This window comes from Mobiluncus mulieris ATCC 35243, from assembly GCF_000160615.1.
Classification (GTDB): Bacteria; Actinomycetota; Actinomycetes; order Actinomycetales; family Actinomycetaceae; genus Mobiluncus; species Mobiluncus mulieris.
Genome location: NZ_GG668519.1, coordinates 138,808 through 158,049 on the forward strand (window position 1 = coordinate 138,808; position 19,242 = coordinate 158,049).

Below are 19,242 nucleotides of genomic sequence, written 5' to 3' on the forward strand. Positions count from 1 at the left end.
GAGTTTTGCTCGATATTTAAACAATTACACACCACATTTTACCCGATGGTAAGTTTTCACATGTTCAGTTCAGTGGTGGGCAGCGCATCCACATTCTTTCCCGTTATTTTGTAGGAAAACCGGGTGGCTGCCACCGCGACGCGTCGATGCGCCAAAACCAGCGTAGCACCGAAAGGTACCCCCCAGGCAATCACCCCCGCATAAAGCGTGGCCGGAGTGGGGCCAACCGCAATGAGCCGACCCGGCCCGAGACTGCCGCTGACCGCCGAAATTATTACGAACCCGCCCCCCAGTAATATGGCCAGCATCAAAGCCAGAGACAACATCGTGTCGCTCAATGGCACCTCATGACGCCGACTCATGAGTAGCCCCCCAAGAATCCCCGCGATAACCGGAATCGCGACGGGCCACCAGCCCACAGGAGTATGCGGTAGCCACGCGAGGAACGGCACCGGCGGTAAATCGCCGCTGATAACCTGACCGGGCGAGAACACCGTATTTTGACCCACCGTGAAGCCCGAACCCACCAGCCAACTCGCCGTCCACCCCAGCAAGGTCGGTAGATACGCCAAAACCCCGAAGGCCAGCGCCACCGAACCGACCCAATCCGGATGCAGACTGACCCAAATACGGGTCATGTCCCCCCACCCGCAGACGACTCCAGCCAGCAATGCGAGAGCGGAAACTCCCAGCGTTATTCGACTCAGGACTCGTACCAGGCGCCCGGTCAACACCAACCACGGCCACGGTTCACCGCCAGGAAATACCTCCCCCAAATTCCACCACGACAAGCGGCGTGCCACCGCCAGGAACACCACCAGCGCGAAAATTCCCAGCGTCACGAAAGCCGTCCACACACTCAAGTGGGTTCTAGCCCACCCCAGACACAGTCCGGCGGGCAAAACGAAAGCCAACAACCCCCACAGTAAAGCCCACGGACTAGCCGGTTTCGCGGCACGCAGCGAGACCGTCAGCAACACCCCCACCAGACAGGTTAAGCCCCAAGGCACCAGCGAGAACTTTAGGGTGGTAGCGGTGAAAGTAGCGCCGAAGCTCATAGCGAAAGCCCCATTTCCTACCATCATAGCATCGCGCCAAGTAGTGGCCGCCATAGCCGGCTGACTGGCGGTGAGCACCCAGGAAACCACCGCCAACATCACCAGCAGCGCCCAGAAAACCAGCCAGGACTGAAAGCCCAGCCATAAAGCACGCCAGGTTCCGGCGGGGAAAAGTTCGTGGCGAGCGGGTTTAGTAAATAAAACACGCCATTGGCGGATTGAGGTCGATATGCCAGGTGCAGAAAGGCGAGTTTGGCTGTCTGCCGTATTTGAACCGCTTGAATCGGAAGGAATATCCTCCCCGATAACCAGGTTAGAGGCACGCCTCGAGTCGCCTCGCGAGCTGATTCTGCCCGGTCGTTTCGAACCCCGCGAGGGCACAGTCGGGAAATCACGAGTGTCTTTCCGACGACGTTTCCCCCCGTTAATGTCCATCTTTACCAGTATAAAGGCTCGTGCCCCGCCGGAGTTGGCAGGGCACGCAAAAACGGCTAAAAACCGCGTATGCTGGAGCAAGTTAGGAAGTGCTAACGGGCGCTCATGATTTCGCGGGCAATCCGCGCGGTTTCCGAAGGGGTTTTACCCACCTTTACCCCTACCGCCTCTAGGGCTTCCTTTTTGGCCGCAGCTGTCCCCGAAGAGCCCGAAACAATCGCTCCGGCATGTCCCATGGTTTTGCCTTCCGGGGCGGTGAAACCCGCCACGTAGGCCACCACCGGCTTGGTGACGTGTTCCTTGATGTAGGTGGCCGCGCGTTCCTCGGCATCTCCCCCGATTTCACCAATCATCACAATTAGCTTGGTTTCCGGATCTTGCTCGAAGGCCGCGAGCGCGTCAATATGCGTGGTACCGATAATCGGGTCGCCGCCAATCCCGATACAGGTGGTAAAGCCCAAATCGCGCAGTTCATACATCATCTGGTAGGTCAAGGTTCCAGATTTCGACACCAAACCGAGATGCCCGCGCGGGGTGATATCCCCGGGGGTAATTCCCACATTTGACTTACCGGGACTGATAATTCCCGGACAGTTCGGCCCGATAACCCGCACCCCGCGTTCCCGGGCATAGGCCAAGGCGAAGTTCGCGTCTTGTACCGGAATATGCTCGGTGATGACCACCACCAAATCCAGTCCCGCATCCACGGCTTCAAGAATCGCCCCCTTGGCGGCAACTGGGGGCACGAAGATTACCGAGGTATTCGCACCGGTCGCGGCCTTTGCTTCGGCTACAGTGCCATAAACTGGGATGCTAACGGTACCGCCCTGGAGCTGCTCAGCCAGTGGCCCATAGGGGGTGATATCGAAATCGATACTGGTGCCGGCTTTTTTAGGGTTTGTGCCCGCCACAATCTTGGTGCCATAAGCCAACATACGCGTGGTGTGTTTACGCCCCTCTGAGCCGGTCATGCCCTGGACAATAATCTTGGAGTTTTCGTTTAGAAAAATCGACATTTACGTTCCCCTTTCCCTTACTTTGCGGCCAGTTCGGCGGCTTTGTCGGCCGCTTCGTCCATGGTTTGCACCATGGTAATCAGCGGGTGGTTAGCAGTCCCGAGGATGTCGCGTCCCTCGCTCACCTTGTTGCCATCCAGGCGTACCACGAGGGGCTTATTGGCACTGTCCCCCAAAATCTCTAAGGCACCCAGAATGCCTTTCGCGACTTCATCACAGGCGGTAATGCCCCCAAACACATTGACGAAACAGGATTTTACTTGCGGGTCAGTGAGAATTACTTCCAAGCCTTTAGCCATGACTTCGGCCGAGGCACCCCCGCCAATGTCTAAGAAGTTCGCGGGTCGAGTACCGTATTTTTCCCCGGCATAGGCCACCACATCCAGGGTGGACATAACCAATCCCGCCCCATTACCGACAATCCCGACTTGCCCATCGAGGCGCACGTAGTTCAACCCGGCTTCTTGGGCTTTTAGCTCGCGTTGATCGGCGTCTTTTTGGTCAACCAGTTCGGAGTGTTCCGGGTGGCGGTAGCGGGCATTATCATCCAAGGTCACCTTGGCATCGAGCGCAATAATGTCTCCGGCCGGGGTTTGCACCAAGGGGTTTACCTCTACCAAAGTGGCATCCTCGTCAACATAGGTCTGCCACAGTTTCAAAATGACCGGGACAACTTTCGATCCGGTTTCCGGGTCAAAGCCGGCTTGCTGGGTAATCTCCGTGGCTAAGGTTTCGTCCATGCCAGTGCGGGGAATCGGCACTTTCGCCAAGGCTTCGGGTTTTTCCTTGGCCAAACGCTCGATTTCCATCCCCCCTTCCACCGAACACATGGCAAGATTTTGGCGGTTAGCCCGGTCGAGCAGGATAGAGAAGTAAAACTCCCGTTCGATATCCACCCCCTCAGCTATCAGGACGCGATGTACCGGATGGCCTTTAATGTCCATCCCCAAAATATTTTGCGCCATGGTTTCGGCCTCGCCCGCGCTGCGAGCCAGTTTCACCCCTCCGGCTTTGCCACGTCCCCCGGTCTTCACCTGGGCTTTCACCACCGCCAACTCGGCACCCAGCTCCCGGTATGCCGCCGAAGCTTCCGCCGGAGTACTGGCAACGATTCCGCGCTGCACCGGGACTCCATTCTTGGCGAACAGACCTTTTGCTTGATATTCATACAGATCCACGCTTTTCCTTCCTCGTGTATTTATCTCGACATCGAGAGATTACCTTTAGTGTAACTCATGTCTCGTCGAACTGCTTCATTTTGTCACAGATTTTTCGCATGCCTCGACATATTTCGGGATATCCTGGAAAGGAAGCGCTTAGCCAAACATGCAAAGGAGCAACTCATGAACCACGACCACAGCGCAACCGACCCCGAACTGCGCTACACCAAGGTTCCCAACAAGATTTACGAAACCGAGATGTACCGGCTGCAAACCGAACTGGCGAAGTTGCAGCGCTGGGTGAAAACCACCGGAGCCCGCATCGTCGTAATCTTCGAAGGACGCGACGCGGCTGGCAAAGGTGGCACAATCAAGCGCCTGACCGAATACCTTTCCCCACGGGTGGCTCGCGTGGTAGCCCTCCCCACCCCCACCGAAAGGGAAAAAACCCAATGGTATTTCCAGCGCTATATCTCCCATCTGCCCGCAGCCGGGGAAATCGTGATTTTCGACCGGTCTTGGTACAACCGCGCCGGGGTGGAAAAAGTCATGGGTTTCGCCACCCCCAGCCAGGTCAAACAGTTCATGCAACAATGCCCCACCTTTGAACGAATGCTGGTAGAAGACGGAATCTACCTGCGCAAATACTGGTTCAGCGTCTCAGACAAGGAACAATACGACCGGTTCCAACGTCGCTTGAACGACCCCTTGCGCCAGTGGAAACTTTCCCCTATGGATTTGGAATCCATCAGTCGCTGGGAGGATTATTCACGCGCCAAGGATGAGATGCTGGTACACACCGATACGACAACCTGCCCGTGGTACCATGTACCCTCGGATTCCAAGAAAGCCGCGCGGCTGAACATGATTTCGCATTTCTTGGGTTCCATCCCATATACGGATATGACCGACGAAAGCACGCCGATTCGACTGCCCGACCGCCCACCTTCCACCGGTTATGTGCGCCCACCCCTGGCGACTTCGCAGTATGTGCCCGACCATGCCGCCGAGGTTGTCGCCCTGGTGCGACGCGGCGAATCCCCCTTTGTCTTGCCGGATACTCCCGTAGAGCCGGAACGCAAGTCAAAGAAAAAGAAGAAAAAGCACCACAAAGACTGAAGACTACTGCGGGGTGAGCGGCGCAAACTTGAGCAGCAAACGCTTGGTGGCGCCGGTCTTGAACTTGACCCGGGCAATAGCGCCCGTGCCTTCGCCTTCGAGTCCGAGCACCTTGCCGTCCCCGTAAATGTCGTGGTGGACTTGCTGACCGACGTGTAGCGCCGGGATTTCGGCGGCCGCCTTGGGTTTAGCGCTTTTCTTGGGTTGGCTAGACTCGCCGGATTCACGCAGCGAACGCGCGGTGGTAATCGAGTTCGTAAAGCGAGCGGTATCGGAATCGTGACCATCCCGGCGGGCGGAAATCTTTTTGCGGGAAAACCCACCAGAATAACCGCCATAGCCCAAACCACGTCCTGAGGGCGTGAAACCGGAAGCATAGCCGGCGGAGCGACGCGACCCGTACCCGTAGCTGTCCTCCGCAGCAACACCGCGCGAAGCCAAACCGCCATAAAGATCCATGTCGGTCAGTTCCCGCCGATTATCCACGTACTGCGCCGGAATATCGTTCAAAAACCGCGAGGCCGGCATATTCATGGTGTCCCCAAATACCGTCCTAGCCGCCGCTCGCGTGAGGTACAGCTGCCGACGGGCTCGGGTGACCGCCACGTAGGCCAAACGGCGTTCCTCTTCGATGGCCTCGGGGTCGTCGAGGGAACGGGAGTGTGGGAACAGCCCGTCTTCCATGCCGGTGACGAACACGGTGTTGAATTCGAGTCCTTTCGCGGTGTGTACCGTCATCAAGGTGACCTCGGGTTTGGTTTCGGGGGCGGGGTTGGGGTGGTCGCCCGATGCTTCGCTTACGTTGGTTTCGGGTTCACGAGGCGCCATTTCCTTAGCAGCCACTTCCTTGGAACCTTGGTCGGGCAGCTGATCCGTATCCGCCACCAGCGAGATTCTTTCCAAGAAATCCGCGAGCCTCGAGTCCGGTTCCGACAAAGAAAATTCTTCGGCCACGGCGTGTAGTTCCAGCAGGTTTTCAATCCGCGCATCGTCTTGGGGGTTATTGGAAGCGCGTAGCTTCGGCAGATAGCCGCTGTCCTCTAGGGCGGTACCGAGGATTTCATCCAGTGGAGCCCCGGCTTCGTCCAGGCCCCGCAGGTTATCCAAGAGATTCACTAGGCTCGCCAACGCGGTGGTGGCTTTGGCCGAGAGTTGCCCCTCATGAACCCCACCCGTTATAAACCCGCGCATGGCCTGACCGAAAGACGTGCCGGAAAGGCGTGCGGCCTCGCGGATTTTGGTTTGCGCCACGTCCCCGAGTCCACGTTTGGGCTCGTTGAGGATTCTAAGTAGGTTTCCGTCATCGGCCGGATTCGCCGCCGCTGTCAGATACGCGATGGCATCTTTGATTTCCTTACGGTCATAGAACTTGGTTCCCCCCACCACCCGGTAGGGCACGTTTTCCCGAGTCAGCATTTCTTCCAGGGCGCGTGACTGGGAATTCGTACGGTAAAACACCGCGAATTCGTCCCAAGGGGTGCCCGCCGTGTGGGCATCGCGGATTTCGCGAATAATAAACGCGGCTTCATCTCGTTCGGTGTCGGCGGCGAACATAATCGCTTTGGGACCGTCCCCGGCCTCGGTCCACAGGTTCTTCTTATGTCGCCCGGAATTCTCGGAAATAATCGCGTTCGCCACCGAAAGAATCGTCCCGGTGGAGCGATAGTTTTGTTCCAGATACACAGTGGTGGCACCGGGGAAATCTTGCTCGAATTCCTCGATGTTGCGGATGGTGGCTCCTCGAAAGGCGTAAATCGACTGGTCGGAATCCCCCACTACGGTCAGTCCAGCCCCGGGATGTGCCCCCAGCGCCCCGTCCAAGCGCGGGTCTCCCAACGGGTCGCGAGCCAACAAACGTACCAGCTGGTATTGCGCCGGATTGGTGTCCTGGTACTCGTCAACCAGGACGTATCGGAATTTATCACGGTATTTAGCGAGGATTTCGGGGTGGCGTCGCCACAGATAGACCACTTCGGCAATCAAATCGTCAAAGTCAAACGCATTGGCGCGTCGAAGTAGTTGCTGGTATTCCGCGTAAATCTCGGCCGTGAGTTGTGAAATCTTGTCGGGCGCGGCCATCTCGGCAAATGTGGCCGGCTCTACCAATTCGTTCTTCGCGTTCGATATCCTAGCCGCGAAAGACTTCGGAGTGAAGCGTTTCGGGTCGAGCCCTCGCCCTTTGATAATCCGGGTCAACAGGGCTTTCGTGTCGGCCGTGTCATAGATAGAAAACGAGCGGGTAATACCCAAGGTTTCGGCCTCGGCGCGCAAAATCCGCACACAAGAGGAGTGGAACGTAGAAACCCACATGTATTTCGCGGCGTTACCCACCAGGGTTTCCACGCGTTCGCGCATCTCGCCAGCGGCCTTATTGGTAAATGTAATCGCTAGAATCTCCCAGGGGCGAACCCGCCCGGTGGCCAACAGCCAGGCAATCCGGCGGGTCAGCACGCGGGTTTTCCCCGATCCCGCCCCGGCCATCACCAAAAGTGCCCCGCCCGGATGCGTCACCGCCTGGTATTGGGCGGGGTTTAAGCCTTTGGTGATGGCGGTGATTCTTTCCTCTCGCCAGGTCTCGAGGTTTGGGGCGGTTTCAGTGGGGTTTAGTGGGGGTTCATGAGTGGAGGATCCGGGCAGCGCCGCACTGTTGGGAATGCTAGCCCCCCTGGATCCGGAAAGTGACAAAGCCGAAAATAGGTCATTCACTGCGGTTTACCCCCTGTTTAACGCTTGCAATTTGATCCGATGTAACCGCGAATACGGATGCCATTATTTCCTTTCTAAAACTCCCCGATCAATCCTAGACTGTTTTCGCCACCCCGTTAAACCTGAATCCGTACTCAGTTGATTCGGCGTTCCGCCGCCCAGCGTGAGAGCTCATAGCGGTTGGAAAGCTGCAGTTTGCGCAGCACCGCCGAGACATGACTTTCCACAGTTTTCACTGAAATATACAGCTCCGAGGCAATTTCCTTATAAGCGTAACCGCGAGCTATCAGACGCATTACCTCGAATTCGCGGCTGGTCAGCGAGTCGAGCTCGTTGTCGGTTTCGACAATCTCGGAACGAGTGGCCCCAAAGGCATCCAGGACGAAACCCGCCAGCCGCGGGGAAAAAGCCGCATCCCCCTCGGCCACCCGAATAATCGAGTCAACCAAGTCTGGGGTGGAAATGGTTTTGGTGACATATCCGCGTGCCCCGGCACGGATTACCGCCACCACGTCTTCGGCGGCGTCCGAGACCGAAAGTGCCAAGAACTTGGTGGCTTCGTTTCCCGGGGCAGCGGCAACTTCCGCGCCCCCACCGCCGTGTCCACCGGGTAGGTGCACATCCAGCAAGGCCACCTGGGGTTTAATCTTGGTCACCGCCGCAATGGCTTCTTCTACGGTGGCCGCTTCCCCCACTATCTGCACTTGTTGGGGATACTTAGCCAGCTCAGAACATACCCCGGCTCGAAACAGGCCATGGTCGTCAATCACCAACACCGTCACCGGCTGCTGGATGCCGTCTGTCGTTTCTGGATTTTGACTCATTGTCGTTTCACTTCCATCTGTACCTCGGTGCCGTTTTTGTTGCTGCGGATTTTGGCGTGTCCCCCGTGTCGTTCCAGACGCTCGATAATCGATTCTTTCACACCATGGTGTCCTTCGGGAATATCATCCACCTGGAAGCCCGTCCCATGGTCACGCACGAAGCAATTGGCGGTGTCCGCACCGATTTCAAGATACACCGAAAACGCGGGGGCGGCGTGTTGCGCGGCGTTGTTTAAGGCTTCCCGAGTGGCTGCCACTAATGAATCCGACCACGCCCCTGGCGGGGCATCCCCCACTGTCACGGTTTCAAAAACCACTCCATAGCGATCCTCGATCTCGCCGATTATGTCTTTAATAACCTGCACCAGGGATTGGCTGACATCCGGGCGGTCTTCATAGAGCCAGGCGCGCAGTTGGCGTTCCTCGGCGCGAGCCAGTTGCGCTACTTCGGCGGGGTTGTGTGCCCGGGCGCGGATTAATGCCAGAGTTTGCAACACGGAGTCATGCAAATGGGCCGCCATATCGGCGCGCAGGGTTTGCCGGGTTTGTTCCGCTAGGCTGGTCTTGAAATCGTTCCAAAACCGTGCCCACAAGGGCAGCCCCGCTAGGCTCAGCAAGGCAATCACGACCAAGGTCATCGCCCCGCCTTTGAGGGCGTCCTTCCAAGACAGGGTGCCACCGACCCATACCATGACCCCGAGTACCACGGCGATTACACCGGGGCCTGCCAACAACAGGAAGCGTGAAAGTTCCAGGCGCGAACCGTCCTGTTTCGAGGCTCCCGCCCAAATCATGGACACCCCGCCCATCACCAAAATCGCCACCATTGCGGGGCGCCCTCGCGTTAAAGCTTCCGGCCCTTCCCAGGCACCCACTATCGCTAAAACAATCAAGCCCAGCGCCAATAGCACCACCGGCATAATCGCCAGGTAGGGGTTTTTCTCGGATTTACGCGTGGAATGAGCCAGGCGTAGCGGCTCGGCCAGCCGGGATTCGCCGGCAGGCAAGGCCTGATGCGCCCAAGGGTTTCCCGGCGGCACAAAAACCCAAAACCACAAATAGAGCAGGATTCCCACTCCTATGAAAGGACTGGACAACACGAAAATCGCCCGCATTATCCAGGGGTTTATCCGCAGATGAGCGGCCAGTCCGGCGGCTACCCCAGCCAAAATCCTTCCTTGACTGCGGGTGGCTCCATCATTCGCTTGGGGGCGGCACAGTGGCAGACGCGCCGCGCTCTGCCCAGCGGCGGGATTGGCGGTTGGCGGCCAGGATTTTTCACTCATGTATTTAGTGTGCCACGAGCCTGGGAGCGAAAAAATCGGATTCGGGGATAACTCAGGGTACAACCAGGGGAACCCCTTATGGTTTCAGTCTGGAATCCGGTAAAGAATAGAAACATGGATGAAAATAATGCCGCGAATTCCCTGCCCGATGCCACTGAGTCTGCGCCTGACGCCGCTAATGGTGCGCCTCGTGCCGAGCCAGCACCTCATGAAGCTGGAAACACCGACACCAACCAAAACAGCGCGCCTCGTGCCGAGTCAGCACCTCATGAAACCGAAAGCAACCCCGCCGACGCAACGAACACGACCAGCGCGACCGACAGCGCCGCCAACCCGAGCAGCGCCGCCAACCCGCCCGACAGTTCCGGCGCGGCCGAGGCTCCCAACACAGACATCCCCACCGACACCTTCGCGACCGGAAACCACCAAGTCCCGCCGCCCCGCCTGGGATTCTTTGACCGGCTGCGGGCTGCCACCTGGAAACGCCTCGAGACCAACAAGGTCGCCGGCGGCGTATGCGCCGGACTCGCCGAAAAAATGGGTATCGACCCGATAATAGTGCGAGGCATCGCCGTAGTGCTGATACTCTTTACCGGCCTCGGCATGTTGGCCTACGGCCTGGCCTGGCTGCTGTTGCCCGAGAAAACCGCCGGCCGCACCCTGTTCGAAGACGCTAGATACGGGCAAGCCCAGCCGATAATGGCCTTCCCGATTCTGTTGGCTGTGCTGGGATTTTTCCGGGTTTTTCCCGAAATCAACGTGTTTACGCAGCCTTTCGGCATTACCCCCTTAGCGTGGGTTTTCGGAGGATTCGGATGGGTTTCCCACCTGAGCGACTACTTTGGTTCCAGTGCGATACCTGCCATCTTTATCTTCTTGGCATTTATAGCTGCGGGCAGCATCGTTATTTGCGCCACGATTTGGGTCTGTATGCTGTTTTACCGGCGCAAATACAACCAGGCTTGGACGGTAGGGCTGCTGGTTGGTTTCGGTTCCCTGTTGGGTACCATCGCCGAAGTCATCCTGATTAACTCTCTGGGTAATTTCCCGGCATTCCCGCTTTTCACCATGACTTTTATGGGCGTTTTGGGAATATCCCCGATTTCCATCCCGGCCTTCATTATTTGTGCGGTGGTGGGAGCCAGCAAGCGTAATACCCCGCCTTACCAGCCGGGTTACGCTCCTGGTGCCGGGGCGGTTCCCGCCAACACGGTTCCCACCAGCGCAAATCCCGCCGGGGGCACCTTTGTGTGCAGCACTTCCTCCGCCGGTAGCCCTGGCTTTGCTGGTGGCGACTCCGGCTTGCCGCAGGGTGTTTCCCCCGCCAGCGCGACACCAGCGGCTCCCTATACTTCTTATGTGGCGGGGATTCATGAGGTGCCAGCCCCAAATACGGCGCAACCGGAGACTACCGCCCCTGGATTTACCCAACCTAGCTATGCCCCGCCGGTACCGACGACAGTTGCAGCGCTTCCCCCGCGACCGGAGCGGGTGGCCGGGCCGTCTCGAGCCTTTAACCTGGCAATCGCGGGTCTGGTGCTACTGGTGATTTTCGCCGGCAATCTAGCCCAGTATTTCCAGCTTTGGCCACGCCCGGAACAGTATTGGCTGGTAAATACGGGGGCTATCACGGTTGTGCTTGGGGTCGGAATGCTGGTGTTGACTTTGCGACGCCGGCGCACTTCCTGGCTAGCCTGGGTCACCCCATTGGTGGTGTTTTTGGCGCTGGTGCCGTCATTAGTCGCCGCCGAGATTGCTCCCGAGGTGCGCGGTCTGACTAAAAACTGGAGCTGGGAAAACTTGCCCTCGGTTTTGGACGACCATGAAATGACCCTGTATCCCGGGGATTCCGTGCAAGGGGTAGATGCGAATTACAATATCGATTTGCGTGGACAAAAAGACACCGACCCGATAGAGGCGCAAAGCGTCAGTGGCATCATCAATATTTATCTCCATCCCGACCAGCCGGTGCGGGTAAAAATGCAACAGTTTTCCGGCGAGATTCGGCTCTCGGCGATGAATTCGTGGACGGAACCGGGCAACCCTAAACGTGGTTTCTTGCAACGGGCTCGCACTGACACAAAGCGACCCCAGTATTTGAGTGCCGATGGCACCCGGCGGGTGCTGTTCACCGACCGGGCGTTGCAGGTGGAAACCAGAAAGGTGATTTGGGGGGCTAAGGCTGCCAAAGGGAAAACCTACCTCTTAGAGAACGCCGCCGCCCAGGGGAAAGTCGATGTGCAAGAGATTACGGTAGCCTGCGTGGATTGTACGGTGTCTATTTACGAGCGTCCCTCCGAGGTGCTGTGGAATGGTAAGGTTCTGCCCGATGGGCATTTCCTAATCAACTATTGGTTGGATGAAAACTCTCAGCGGCAAGAATTGGACAATGGCAATGCACTTCCCCCCGTTTTAGCCGCCCGAATAGCCACGCGGACAGATCGTTTAGCTGGCCTGCCGGCAAAAGAGATTGCCCCCAGAGTGGATTCCCATAAGCCCTTGACCCTAACTGAGGTACAAGACGGCGCCTTGGGACCGTGGGAGGATAAGAATAACGATGGTTTCAATGACCTTTATCAGCCCGGCGGCTCACAGTGGAAAACCGGAGACACCTTATTCAATCCGAAAACCGGCGCTCCACTGCCTTATCAGCCGAAAAAGCCCCACTTAGACGATACGGTTTCGGAATCCCGAGACGATTCCGAAACCGAGGAACAAGATAATTCCGAGGAAAACGATGAAACTGAGGACACCGACCCAGATGAAGGGATGCCATCATGAACGAAACTGAAAATCCTAGTATTACCCCCGCCGGGGAAGCCGACTCCGTTGCACCACCCAGCGCCGGCTGGGTTATGCCCACTGCTGCTGCGGTGCATGAGGAGCCAGCCGAAACTCCACGCGATTCTTTGGAAGCCTCCGCCCCGTCTCCAATCACGAGCCTCGACTTTGGAGATGGCAAGGTAGCTGACAAAATGCCCGACACGGCTAAACCAAAAACAACACCCCAATTGAAAGAAAAGCTGGGGCTAGTGGACTTGACCTTTTCAATTGTGTTTATCGTTGTGGGTCTGGCGGCTATCGCCATCGCCCTGGGCGCAAAAATCGACCTGTGGGAGCTCAACTTAGCCCTGCTGGGCACCGCCGGTGTGGTGCTGCTGCTTGGCGCTTTTATCACTGCCCGCAAGTAAATCACGCCAGTACACCGGAGTTTCACGGGAAGTTCCGGGTTTCACAATCCTGGTCGCAGTTGTTTACCGGCCTTAATCACGGTGAGCCTGGCCAGGGTGGCTAGGGAGTCCACAATGGTGGGGTCGGTTATCTGCAGGTCTTTATAAACCACAGAGAGTTCCGTGCACCCACAGATAACTGCATCCGCCTCGTTTTGGCGCAGTTTATTGATAATTCCGAAAAACAGCTCTCGACTTACGGGTTGGCCGGCTTTCACATAGCCATAGATAATTCCCGAAATCTCTTTTTGTAACTGTGCCGAGGGCACCAGGGCTTCGTATCCAGCCAGTTGCAGGGTTTCCTGGTATATTTCCGAGGCGATAGTACCTTCGGTGGCCATAATTGCCACTCGTTTGATTCCGCCAGCGTTTTTTCTGCCGATTTCGGCCACGGTTTCCGTCACGATATTAACTACTTCAATATCTACTGCCTCTACCACGGCCTGCAAAAAATTAGTGGCGGTATTGCAAGGAATCACCAGGAATTCCGCTCCAGCGTCCTGCAATTTTCGGGCATCTGCGGCCATAATCGGGGCGGGCGATTCGCCCCCGTCCAGGAGGGCAGCGGTTCGGTCAGGGGTGGAAGAATGCTGAGTTATAATCAAATCCACATTGTCCTGGTCGCTTTGGGCTTGGGTAAAATCAACAACCGTTTTCAGGAAATACACCGTCGCCAGTGGCCCCAGACCCCCCAGCACCCCCACGGTTCGATTCATAGCTGTGCCTCCTTGGAATCTAGTGCCTATACCGGATATCTTCTGAACGAATACATTACCAGCCATTCCTAACTAAGGACTTTATCCTAGGCAGTCTCGCTGACAATACTAGGCAACGTGTATAATCTGAGGAGTGACATCAGTAGGTAAAGCTCTCGATTTTTTGCCCCTAATTCTGGGTACCGACAACAACGCCTATGGCGTGGCTCGAGCTATCTATGAAAACTATGGCATAAAAAGTGTTTGTCTGGGCAAACGAGGGTTGGGCTACACTTCCGATTCCAAAATTCTTACTCGAGTGCTCAATCTGCGCATGGGTGAGGACAAAGTTCTGCTGGATACTCTAGAGCAGCTTTCGGTTCGCTACCCTGAGGTCAAGAAAATTATTATTCCCTGCGGGGACAGCTACGCCCAACAGGTTTCCCGTAATAAACAACTCTTGGAATCGCGGGGGTTTCTCTTCAGCGCTGTCGATGCCGGACTGCAAAAGCGTTTGGAAAACAAGTTGGATTTCTATTCAGTTTGCGAGCAATACGGCTTGGCTTACCCCAAGACTTTTGTGATTACCGAAAAGATGGTTTCCGCCGGCGATGTTCAGCTACCCTTCGATTTTCCGGTGGCTTTGAAGGCCAATGATTCCATCGCCTATCTGGGGCTGAATTTCGCGGGTAAAAGGAAGGCCTATCGTATCGAGAATTCTGGGGAACTCAATGATGCCCTGCACCGGATTTATGCCGCTGGATATACCGGCAAGATGGTGGCTCAGGATTTTATTCCTGGTGATTGCGCCCAGATGGCGGTGTTGAATGCTTATGTGTCTCGCAGTGGCCAAGTCCGGATGATGTGTTTCGGGCAATGTGTCTTGGATGCGGTGTTACCGGCAGAAATCGGAAATTATCATGCGCTTTATACCACCGATGGTTCCGAGGTTTACCCCGTGTTCCAGCGTTTCTTAGAAGAAATCGGCTACACCGGTTTCGCTAATTTTGATTTGAAGCGTGACCCGCGCGACGGGGTGTACAAGGTGTTTGAAATTAATTTGCGCCAAGGCCGCAGTTCTTTTCACATGGATTTGGGGGGCTGCAATTTCATTACCTATTTGATAGACGATTTACTAGGTTTGGATGACGGAAGCAAACCGGCGCATCTGCATACGGAAACTGGGAAAATGTGGCTCTATGTTTCGCCTTTCCTGGTGAAACGCTATGCGCCCCCTGCTATCCGCCAGCAAGCTTTGGAAGTCCTGCGGCGCGGCTACGGTTTCACTCAGTGGTATGAAAAGGATCGGACGTGGCTTCGTTGGTTGCGTTACCACCGCGAGCGACTTTCGAGTCTTAAAAGCTACTGGCATTACGCTAGGCGCCCCGGTCGCGCTTAGTTTCCAGTCATGCTTTCGCCGGCGGGTTCATGAGGTGCCATTTTTCTTTCGGCTTTTTACTGTAACGGCACCTGATGAAAATCCAGATAAACAGAGCCACCAAAAGTCAACCCTGCCACATAAGCTTAAGTGGTTTCGGCCTGGCATGATGCCAGGCCGAAACCACATTCCCTAGTTTAAGAATTTAGTACTGGATATCTCCAAAGTCGCGATCCTCGTCCGGATGCGCCCGGCGCGTGCGACGACGCGCCCGTTCCCGATGGCGAGGTTCCCCATCACGATCACCCAAATCGCGGCGTTCGCGGCGAGGTTCACGCGACTCACAGCCTTCATTTTCGCCAGATTCACCGGAATTTTCATCCGCTGTCGTGACTGCTTCATCGTCCACCACCGCGAGCAAGCTGAGCTTACCGCGCTGGTCGATTTCACCGATTTCAACCTGGACTTGCTGTCCAACCTGGAGGACATCCTCGACATTCTCAACTCGCTTGCCACCAACCAGGCGGCGAATCTGAGAGATATGCAGCAAACCGTCCTTGCCGGGAGTCAAGGAAATAAACGCCCCGAAGGTGGTAGTTTTCACCACTGTCCCCACGAAACGCTCCCCTACCTCTGGCATCTGGGGATTCGCGATGGCGTTGACTGCATCGCGAGCAGCCTCGGCCGCCGGTCCATTATCAGCACCGATATACACCGTGCCGTCATCCTCAATGGTCAGCTCTGCGCCGGTGTCCTCTTGAATCTGGTTAATCATCTTGCCTTTCGGCCCGATAACCTCACCAATCTTGTCCACCGGAATATTAACCGTAATAATTCGCGGCGCGGTTGGTGCCAGCTCGTCAGGTGTATCAATCGCGGCGTGCATCACATCCAGAATCTTCAAACGGGCATCACGCGCCTGACCCAAGGCTCCCACCAGCACATCGGAAGGAATCCCGTCCAACTTCGTATCCAACTGCAAGGCAGTGATGAATTCTTTGGTTCCAGCGACTTTAAAGTCCATGTCGCCAAAGGCATCCTCAGCACCCAGGATATCAGTCAAGGTCGCGAAGTGTGTCTGGCCGTCCTCGCCTGGTTCACTCATGAGCCCCATGGCGATACCAGCGATAGGAGCCCGCAGCGGCACTCCAGCATTCAACAGCGACAGAGTAGAAGCGCACACCGAACCCATCGAAGACGAACCATTGGACCCCATAATCTCAGAGACCTGGCGAATCGCGTAGGGGAACTCCTCGCGCGAGGGAATTACTGGAACCAAAGCCATCTCGGCCAGGTGTCCATGCCCGATTTCACGACGTTTGGGCGAGCCCACCCGCCCGGTTTCACCCGTGCAATAGGGCGGGAAATTGTACTGGTGCATATAACGCTTGTGGGTAATCGGACTCAAGTTATCCAACTGTTGTTCCATGCGCAACATATTCAGCGTGGTCACACCCAACACTTGAGTTTCCCCGCGCTGGAACAAAGCCGACCCGTGAACCCGCGGCAGCACCTCTACTTCAGCAGCTAAGGAACGAATATCCTTGCAACCACGTCCGTCAATCCGCTTGCCCTCGTGCAGTACCCGGGCACGCACCAGTTTCTTTTCCAAAGCCTTGAAAGCAGCCTTAAGTTCCTTTTCTTGCTCCTCGAACTCGCCACCTTCCACGGTCAATTTTTCGATAGCCGCATCACGAATCTCAGTTTCCCGGTTTTCGCGGGTCTGCTTGTCGGCAATTTGAATTGCCTCGGACAAATCCGCCTCAACTTCGGCTTTCATCGCCTCGAAGTGGTTATCCTCGTAGTCTGGGAACAACGGGTATTCTGCGGTTTCTTTCGCTGCCTTTGCGGCCACCTCAGACTGAGCGCGGCACAGTTCGCGAATTACTGGTTTCGCGGCTTCCAGGGCACCAGCCACGACTTCCTCGGTTGGCGCTTGCTGACCGGCCTGAATCAGCTCCCAGGCGTTGTCACCACCACCGGCTTCTACCATCATGATGGCCACGTCCTCGCCAACTACGCGACCGGCTACCACCATGTTAAATGTCGCCTGTTCCATCTGGGGATAGGTCGGGAAAGCCACCCACTGCCCGTCAATCAGGCTCAGGCGGGTACCACCAATCGGCCCGGAGAAAGGCAAGCCAGCTAACTGGGTAGACATGGATGAAGCGTTAATAGCCACCACATCATAGGCCTCGTCGGGATGAATCGCCATAACGGTGTCTACAACCTGAACTTCATTGCGCAGCCCCTTCACAAACGCAGGGCGCAGTGGGCGGTCAATTAGACGCGCCGCTAAAATCGACTCCGTGCCGGGACGCCCCTCACGACGGAAGAACGAACCGGGAATCCGACCCGCCGCATACTGTTTCTCTTCGACATCAACTGTCAAAGGAAAGAAATCAAACTGGTCTTTGGGTTGCTTACCCACAGTGGTTGCGGCGAACACCACAGTTTCCCCATCCAAGGTCACCATCGCCGAACCGGCAGCTTGGCGTGCCAGCAAGCCAGTTTCGAAGCGCAATACACGCTTCCCAAATTTTCCATTGTCAATAACTGCCTCGGCAGCCGTAATTTCAGGACCCTCCAAAGGAGCCCTCCTCTTCTCTTTTGGTAGCGTCGGCGGTCATCGATCGAGACCCACGGGCGGTCTTTCTTCACGGAAAGCTTCCGTACCACTGGCCACGTCCGGAGGTCACTACCGAGGACCGAAAGACGCTGATTCTAACTTTTACTAACACATCATCGAGATGTTCAAACTACCTCAATGACATAAAATAGGGCTGACTGGATGTATCCAGTCAGCCCTGCTACAACTATCGACGCAGACCGAGACGGTCTTTCAGACTACGGTAGCGTTCGATGTCGACTTCCTGCAAGTAACCCAGCAGACGCTTACGCTGGCCAACTAGCAGCATCAAACCACGACGGGAATGATGATCATGCTGATGCGTTTTGAAGTGCTCGGTCAAATCCTTGATGCGTTTGCTCAACAAAGCAACCTGCACTTCCGGCGAACCGGTGTCACCCGGATGGGTTGCATATTCAGCAATAATCGCGTCTTTTTCTTCCTTAGTGAGTGCCACTGGCTCTCCTCTTTCTCGTTGCGCGCAGCGCCGGGGCTTTTCCCCACCGCATCCAAGGCGCGGCCGACATGACGGCTTTATAAGTTTAGCACTAGGGTCAATAACCTGACGAATCCCCAGGGTACACCCCATAATTTACGTCACTTTGCAAATGGCACCTCATGAACCCGCCCCGCCCTGGGGAAACCACCGCCCTCACGTTTTTGCTAGGGTAAGATGGTGCAAATTTTTCATGAGTCGCCATCTAAATTCGGCCCCTCCGTCGTAACTATTGGAACTTTCGACGGGGTTCACATGGGGCACCAACAGATTATTCGCCAAGTGGTGGAACTGGCGCGCGAAAACCACCTCAATTCCCTCGCTTTGACCTTCGACCCGCTGCCACGCCAGGTGCACCAACCATCCCCGGGCAATAAGCTGATTTGTACCCTGGGCGACCGGCTCTTATTCCTGGCGGCGCTAGGTTTGGATGCGACTTGGGTGCAACACTACGACCTGGATTTCGCGGCGCTTACGCCAAAGGATTTCGTGGTGAAATGCCTGGTGGAACCGTTACAACCGCGAATTATTGTGGTGGGTAAGGACACACGTTTCGGGGCGCAAAACTCCGGGAATATCGTCACTTTAACCGAGCTGGGAGCAAAATACGGCTTCGCCGTTCAGGTCGTCCCCGACATTATCGACCCAATTACCTCAAAACGCTGGTCGTCATCATGGGTGCGGCGCCTTTTAGAGGCCGGTAACGTGGATCAGGCCGGCTATGTTTTGGGGCGACCGCACCAGGTGCGCGGCCTAGTAGTACATGGCAAACAACGTGGCCGCCAGCTGGGTTTCCCCACCGCCAATCTAGACGCGGAATATGTAGAGGCGATTCCCGCTGACGGGGTGTACGCGGGGTGGGTGCGTCGAGCTTATCCCCACGGGTCGAATCATCCCACTTCTCTAGAGGCTCTGCCCGCCGCGATTTCGGTGGGGACTTCCCCGCACTTCGGGGATGTGGGGCGCACCGTCGAAGCCCATGTCCTGGGGCGTTCCGATTTAAACCTTTATGGCGAAGAAATCGTGGTTCAGTTCGTACACCGTATCCGGGAAAACCGCGCTTTTGAGTCCCTCGATGCCCTGCTTTCCCGCATGGATCAAGACCTGTTGGAAACCGCAACCGTGCTGGGTGTCCCCCACGCCACTCGCCTAGCCCCCGACGCCGTCACTGTTTAGTGACAGGGTAAAAGTGCCGGAATCCGGCCTGAGT

Annotated in this window: 14 protein-coding genes; 5 read left to right on the plus strand and 9 right to left on the minus strand. The window is 56.3% G+C overall.

Going from position 1 to position 19,242, the window contains the following annotated elements:
* Positions 1-56: 56 nt before the first annotated feature.
* The 3 genes from HMPREF0577_RS05655 to sucC form a co-directional block, all read right to left on the minus strand.
* Positions 57-1,493 carry a cell division protein PerM gene (locus HMPREF0577_RS05655; protein ID WP_112664848.1) on the minus strand — a complete coding sequence of 479 codons (1,437 nt, stop codon included), beginning with the start codon at positions 1,491-1,493 and terminating at the stop codon, positions 57-59.
* Positions 1,494-1,585: 92 nt separating this feature from the next.
* Positions 1,586-2,509, minus strand: coding sequence for a succinate--CoA ligase subunit alpha (gene sucD / locus HMPREF0577_RS05660; RefSeq protein WP_004012773.1), 924 nt, complete (start codon positions 2,507-2,509; stop codon positions 1,586-1,588).
* A 17-nt stretch (positions 2,510-2,526) separates the two neighbouring features.
* On the minus strand, positions 2,527-3,687 hold the full coding sequence (gene sucC, locus HMPREF0577_RS05665) for an ADP-forming succinate--CoA ligase subunit beta (RefSeq protein ID WP_004012774.1): 1,161 nt from the start codon (positions 3,685-3,687) through the stop codon (positions 2,527-2,529).
* 165 nt (positions 3,688-3,852) lie between these two features.
* On the opposite strand from sucC, the gene ppk2 reads away from it, so the two are divergent.
* A complete protein-coding gene (gene ppk2, locus HMPREF0577_RS05670; RefSeq protein ID WP_004015140.1) occupies positions 3,853-4,788 on the plus strand; it encodes a polyphosphate kinase 2 in 936 nt (311 codons plus the stop codon).
* Positions 4,789-4,791: 3 nt separating this feature from the next.
* On the opposite strand, the gene HMPREF0577_RS05675 is transcribed toward ppk2, so the two are convergent.
* From HMPREF0577_RS05675 to HMPREF0577_RS05685, 3 genes are all read right to left on the minus strand, one after another.
* Positions 4,792-7,494: an ATP-dependent helicase gene (locus tag HMPREF0577_RS05675; RefSeq protein ID WP_004012776.1), complete on the minus strand. Its 2,703-nt coding sequence runs from the start codon at positions 7,492-7,494 to the stop codon at positions 4,792-4,794.
* A gap of 134 nt (positions 7,495-7,628) precedes the next feature.
* Positions 7,629-8,318 carry a LuxR C-terminal-related transcriptional regulator gene (locus HMPREF0577_RS05680; protein ID WP_004012777.1) on the minus strand — a complete coding sequence of 230 codons (690 nt, stop codon included), beginning with the start codon at positions 8,316-8,318 and terminating at the stop codon, positions 7,629-7,631.
* A complete protein-coding gene (locus HMPREF0577_RS05685; RefSeq protein WP_004012778.1) occupies positions 8,315-9,604 on the minus strand; it encodes an ATP-binding protein in 1,290 nt (429 codons plus the stop codon). Before HMPREF0577_RS05685 ends, HMPREF0577_RS05680 begins: the two co-directional genes overlap by 4 nt.
* Before the next feature lie 114 nt (positions 9,605-9,718).
* Between HMPREF0577_RS05685 and HMPREF0577_RS05690 the strand changes: the two genes are divergently transcribed.
* Both HMPREF0577_RS05690 and HMPREF0577_RS05695 read left to right on the plus strand, forming a co-directional pair.
* Entirely contained in the window at positions 9,719-12,385 is a 2,667-nt protein-coding gene (locus tag HMPREF0577_RS05690) for a PspC domain-containing protein (RefSeq protein ID WP_248613715.1), read from the plus strand.
* The gene (locus HMPREF0577_RS05695) at positions 12,382-12,795 is read left to right on the plus strand and encodes a hypothetical protein (RefSeq protein WP_004012782.1); all 414 of its coding nucleotides are present in this window, start codon (positions 12,382-12,384) and stop codon (positions 12,793-12,795) included. The genes HMPREF0577_RS05690 and HMPREF0577_RS05695 overlap by 4 nt, the downstream gene beginning before the upstream one ends.
* A 41-nt stretch (positions 12,796-12,836) precedes the next feature.
* On the opposite strand, the gene cuyB is transcribed toward HMPREF0577_RS05695, so the two are convergent.
* A complete protein-coding gene (cuyB, locus tag HMPREF0577_RS05700) occupies positions 12,837-13,550 on the minus strand; it encodes a cysteate racemase (RefSeq protein WP_004015146.1) in 714 nt (237 codons plus the stop codon).
* Between the two features lie 133 nt (positions 13,551-13,683).
* Here cuyB and HMPREF0577_RS05705 point away from each other — a divergent pair, with 133 nt between their 5' ends.
* Positions 13,684-14,928 (plus strand): carboxylate--amine ligase, encoded by a 1,245-nt coding sequence (locus tag HMPREF0577_RS05705; RefSeq protein WP_004012784.1) that lies wholly within the window; start codon positions 13,684-13,686, stop codon positions 14,926-14,928.
* A 184-nt stretch (positions 14,929-15,112) separates the two neighbouring features.
* Here the strand turns inward: HMPREF0577_RS05705 and HMPREF0577_RS05710 are convergent, their stop codons facing one another.
* Together HMPREF0577_RS05710 and rpsO are read right to left on the minus strand one after the other, a co-directional pair.
* On the minus strand, positions 15,113-17,497 hold the full coding sequence (locus tag HMPREF0577_RS05710) for a polyribonucleotide nucleotidyltransferase (protein ID WP_004012785.1): 2,385 nt from the start codon (positions 17,495-17,497) through the stop codon (positions 15,113-15,115).
* A 226-nt stretch (positions 17,498-17,723) separates the two neighbouring features.
* Positions 17,724-17,993 (minus strand): 30S ribosomal protein S15, encoded by a 270-nt coding sequence (rpsO, locus tag HMPREF0577_RS05715; protein WP_004012786.1) that lies wholly within the window; start codon positions 17,991-17,993, stop codon positions 17,724-17,726.
* Between the two features lie 216 nt (positions 17,994-18,209).
* On the opposite strand from rpsO, the gene HMPREF0577_RS05720 reads away from it, so the two are divergent.
* Positions 18,210-19,208, plus strand: coding sequence for a bifunctional riboflavin kinase/FAD synthetase (locus tag HMPREF0577_RS05720; protein WP_004012787.1), 999 nt, complete (start codon positions 18,210-18,212; stop codon positions 19,206-19,208).
* The last annotated feature ends 34 nt before the right edge of the window (positions 19,209-19,242 follow it).

What these genes read in the sequence shown, in the direction of transcription:
- HMPREF0577_RS05655 (WP_112664848.1), bottom strand. Translation starts at nt 1,493, where the DNA reads ATGGACATTAACGGGGGGAAACGTCGTCGGAAAGACACTCGTGATTTC.
- sucD (WP_004012773.1), bottom strand. Translation starts at nt 2,509, where the DNA reads ATGTCGATTTTTCTAAACGAAAACTCCAAGATTATTGTCCAGGGCATG.
- ppk2 (WP_004015140.1), top strand. Translation starts at nt 3,853, where the DNA reads ATGAACCACGACCACAGCGCAACCGACCCCGAACTGCGCTACACCAAG.
- HMPREF0577_RS05680 (WP_004012777.1), bottom strand. Translation starts at nt 8,318, where the DNA reads ATGAGTCAAAATCCAGAAACGACAGACGGCATCCAGCAGCCGGTGACG.
- HMPREF0577_RS05685 (WP_004012778.1), bottom strand. Translation starts at nt 9,604, where the DNA reads ATGAGTGAAAAATCCTGGCCGCCAACCGCCAATCCCGCCGCTGGGCAG.
- HMPREF0577_RS05690 (WP_248613715.1), top strand. Translation starts at nt 9,719, where the DNA reads ATGGATGAAAATAATGCCGCGAATTCCCTGCCCGATGCCACTGAGTCT.
- HMPREF0577_RS05695 (WP_004012782.1), top strand. Translation starts at nt 12,382, where the DNA reads ATGAACGAAACTGAAAATCCTAGTATTACCCCCGCCGGGGAAGCCGAC.
- cuyB (WP_004015146.1), bottom strand. Translation starts at nt 13,550, where the DNA reads ATGAATCGAACCGTGGGGGTGCTGGGGGGTCTGGGGCCACTGGCGACG.
- HMPREF0577_RS05720 (WP_004012787.1), top strand. Translation starts at nt 18,210, where the DNA reads ATGGTGCAAATTTTTCATGAGTCGCCATCTAAATTCGGCCCCTCCGTC.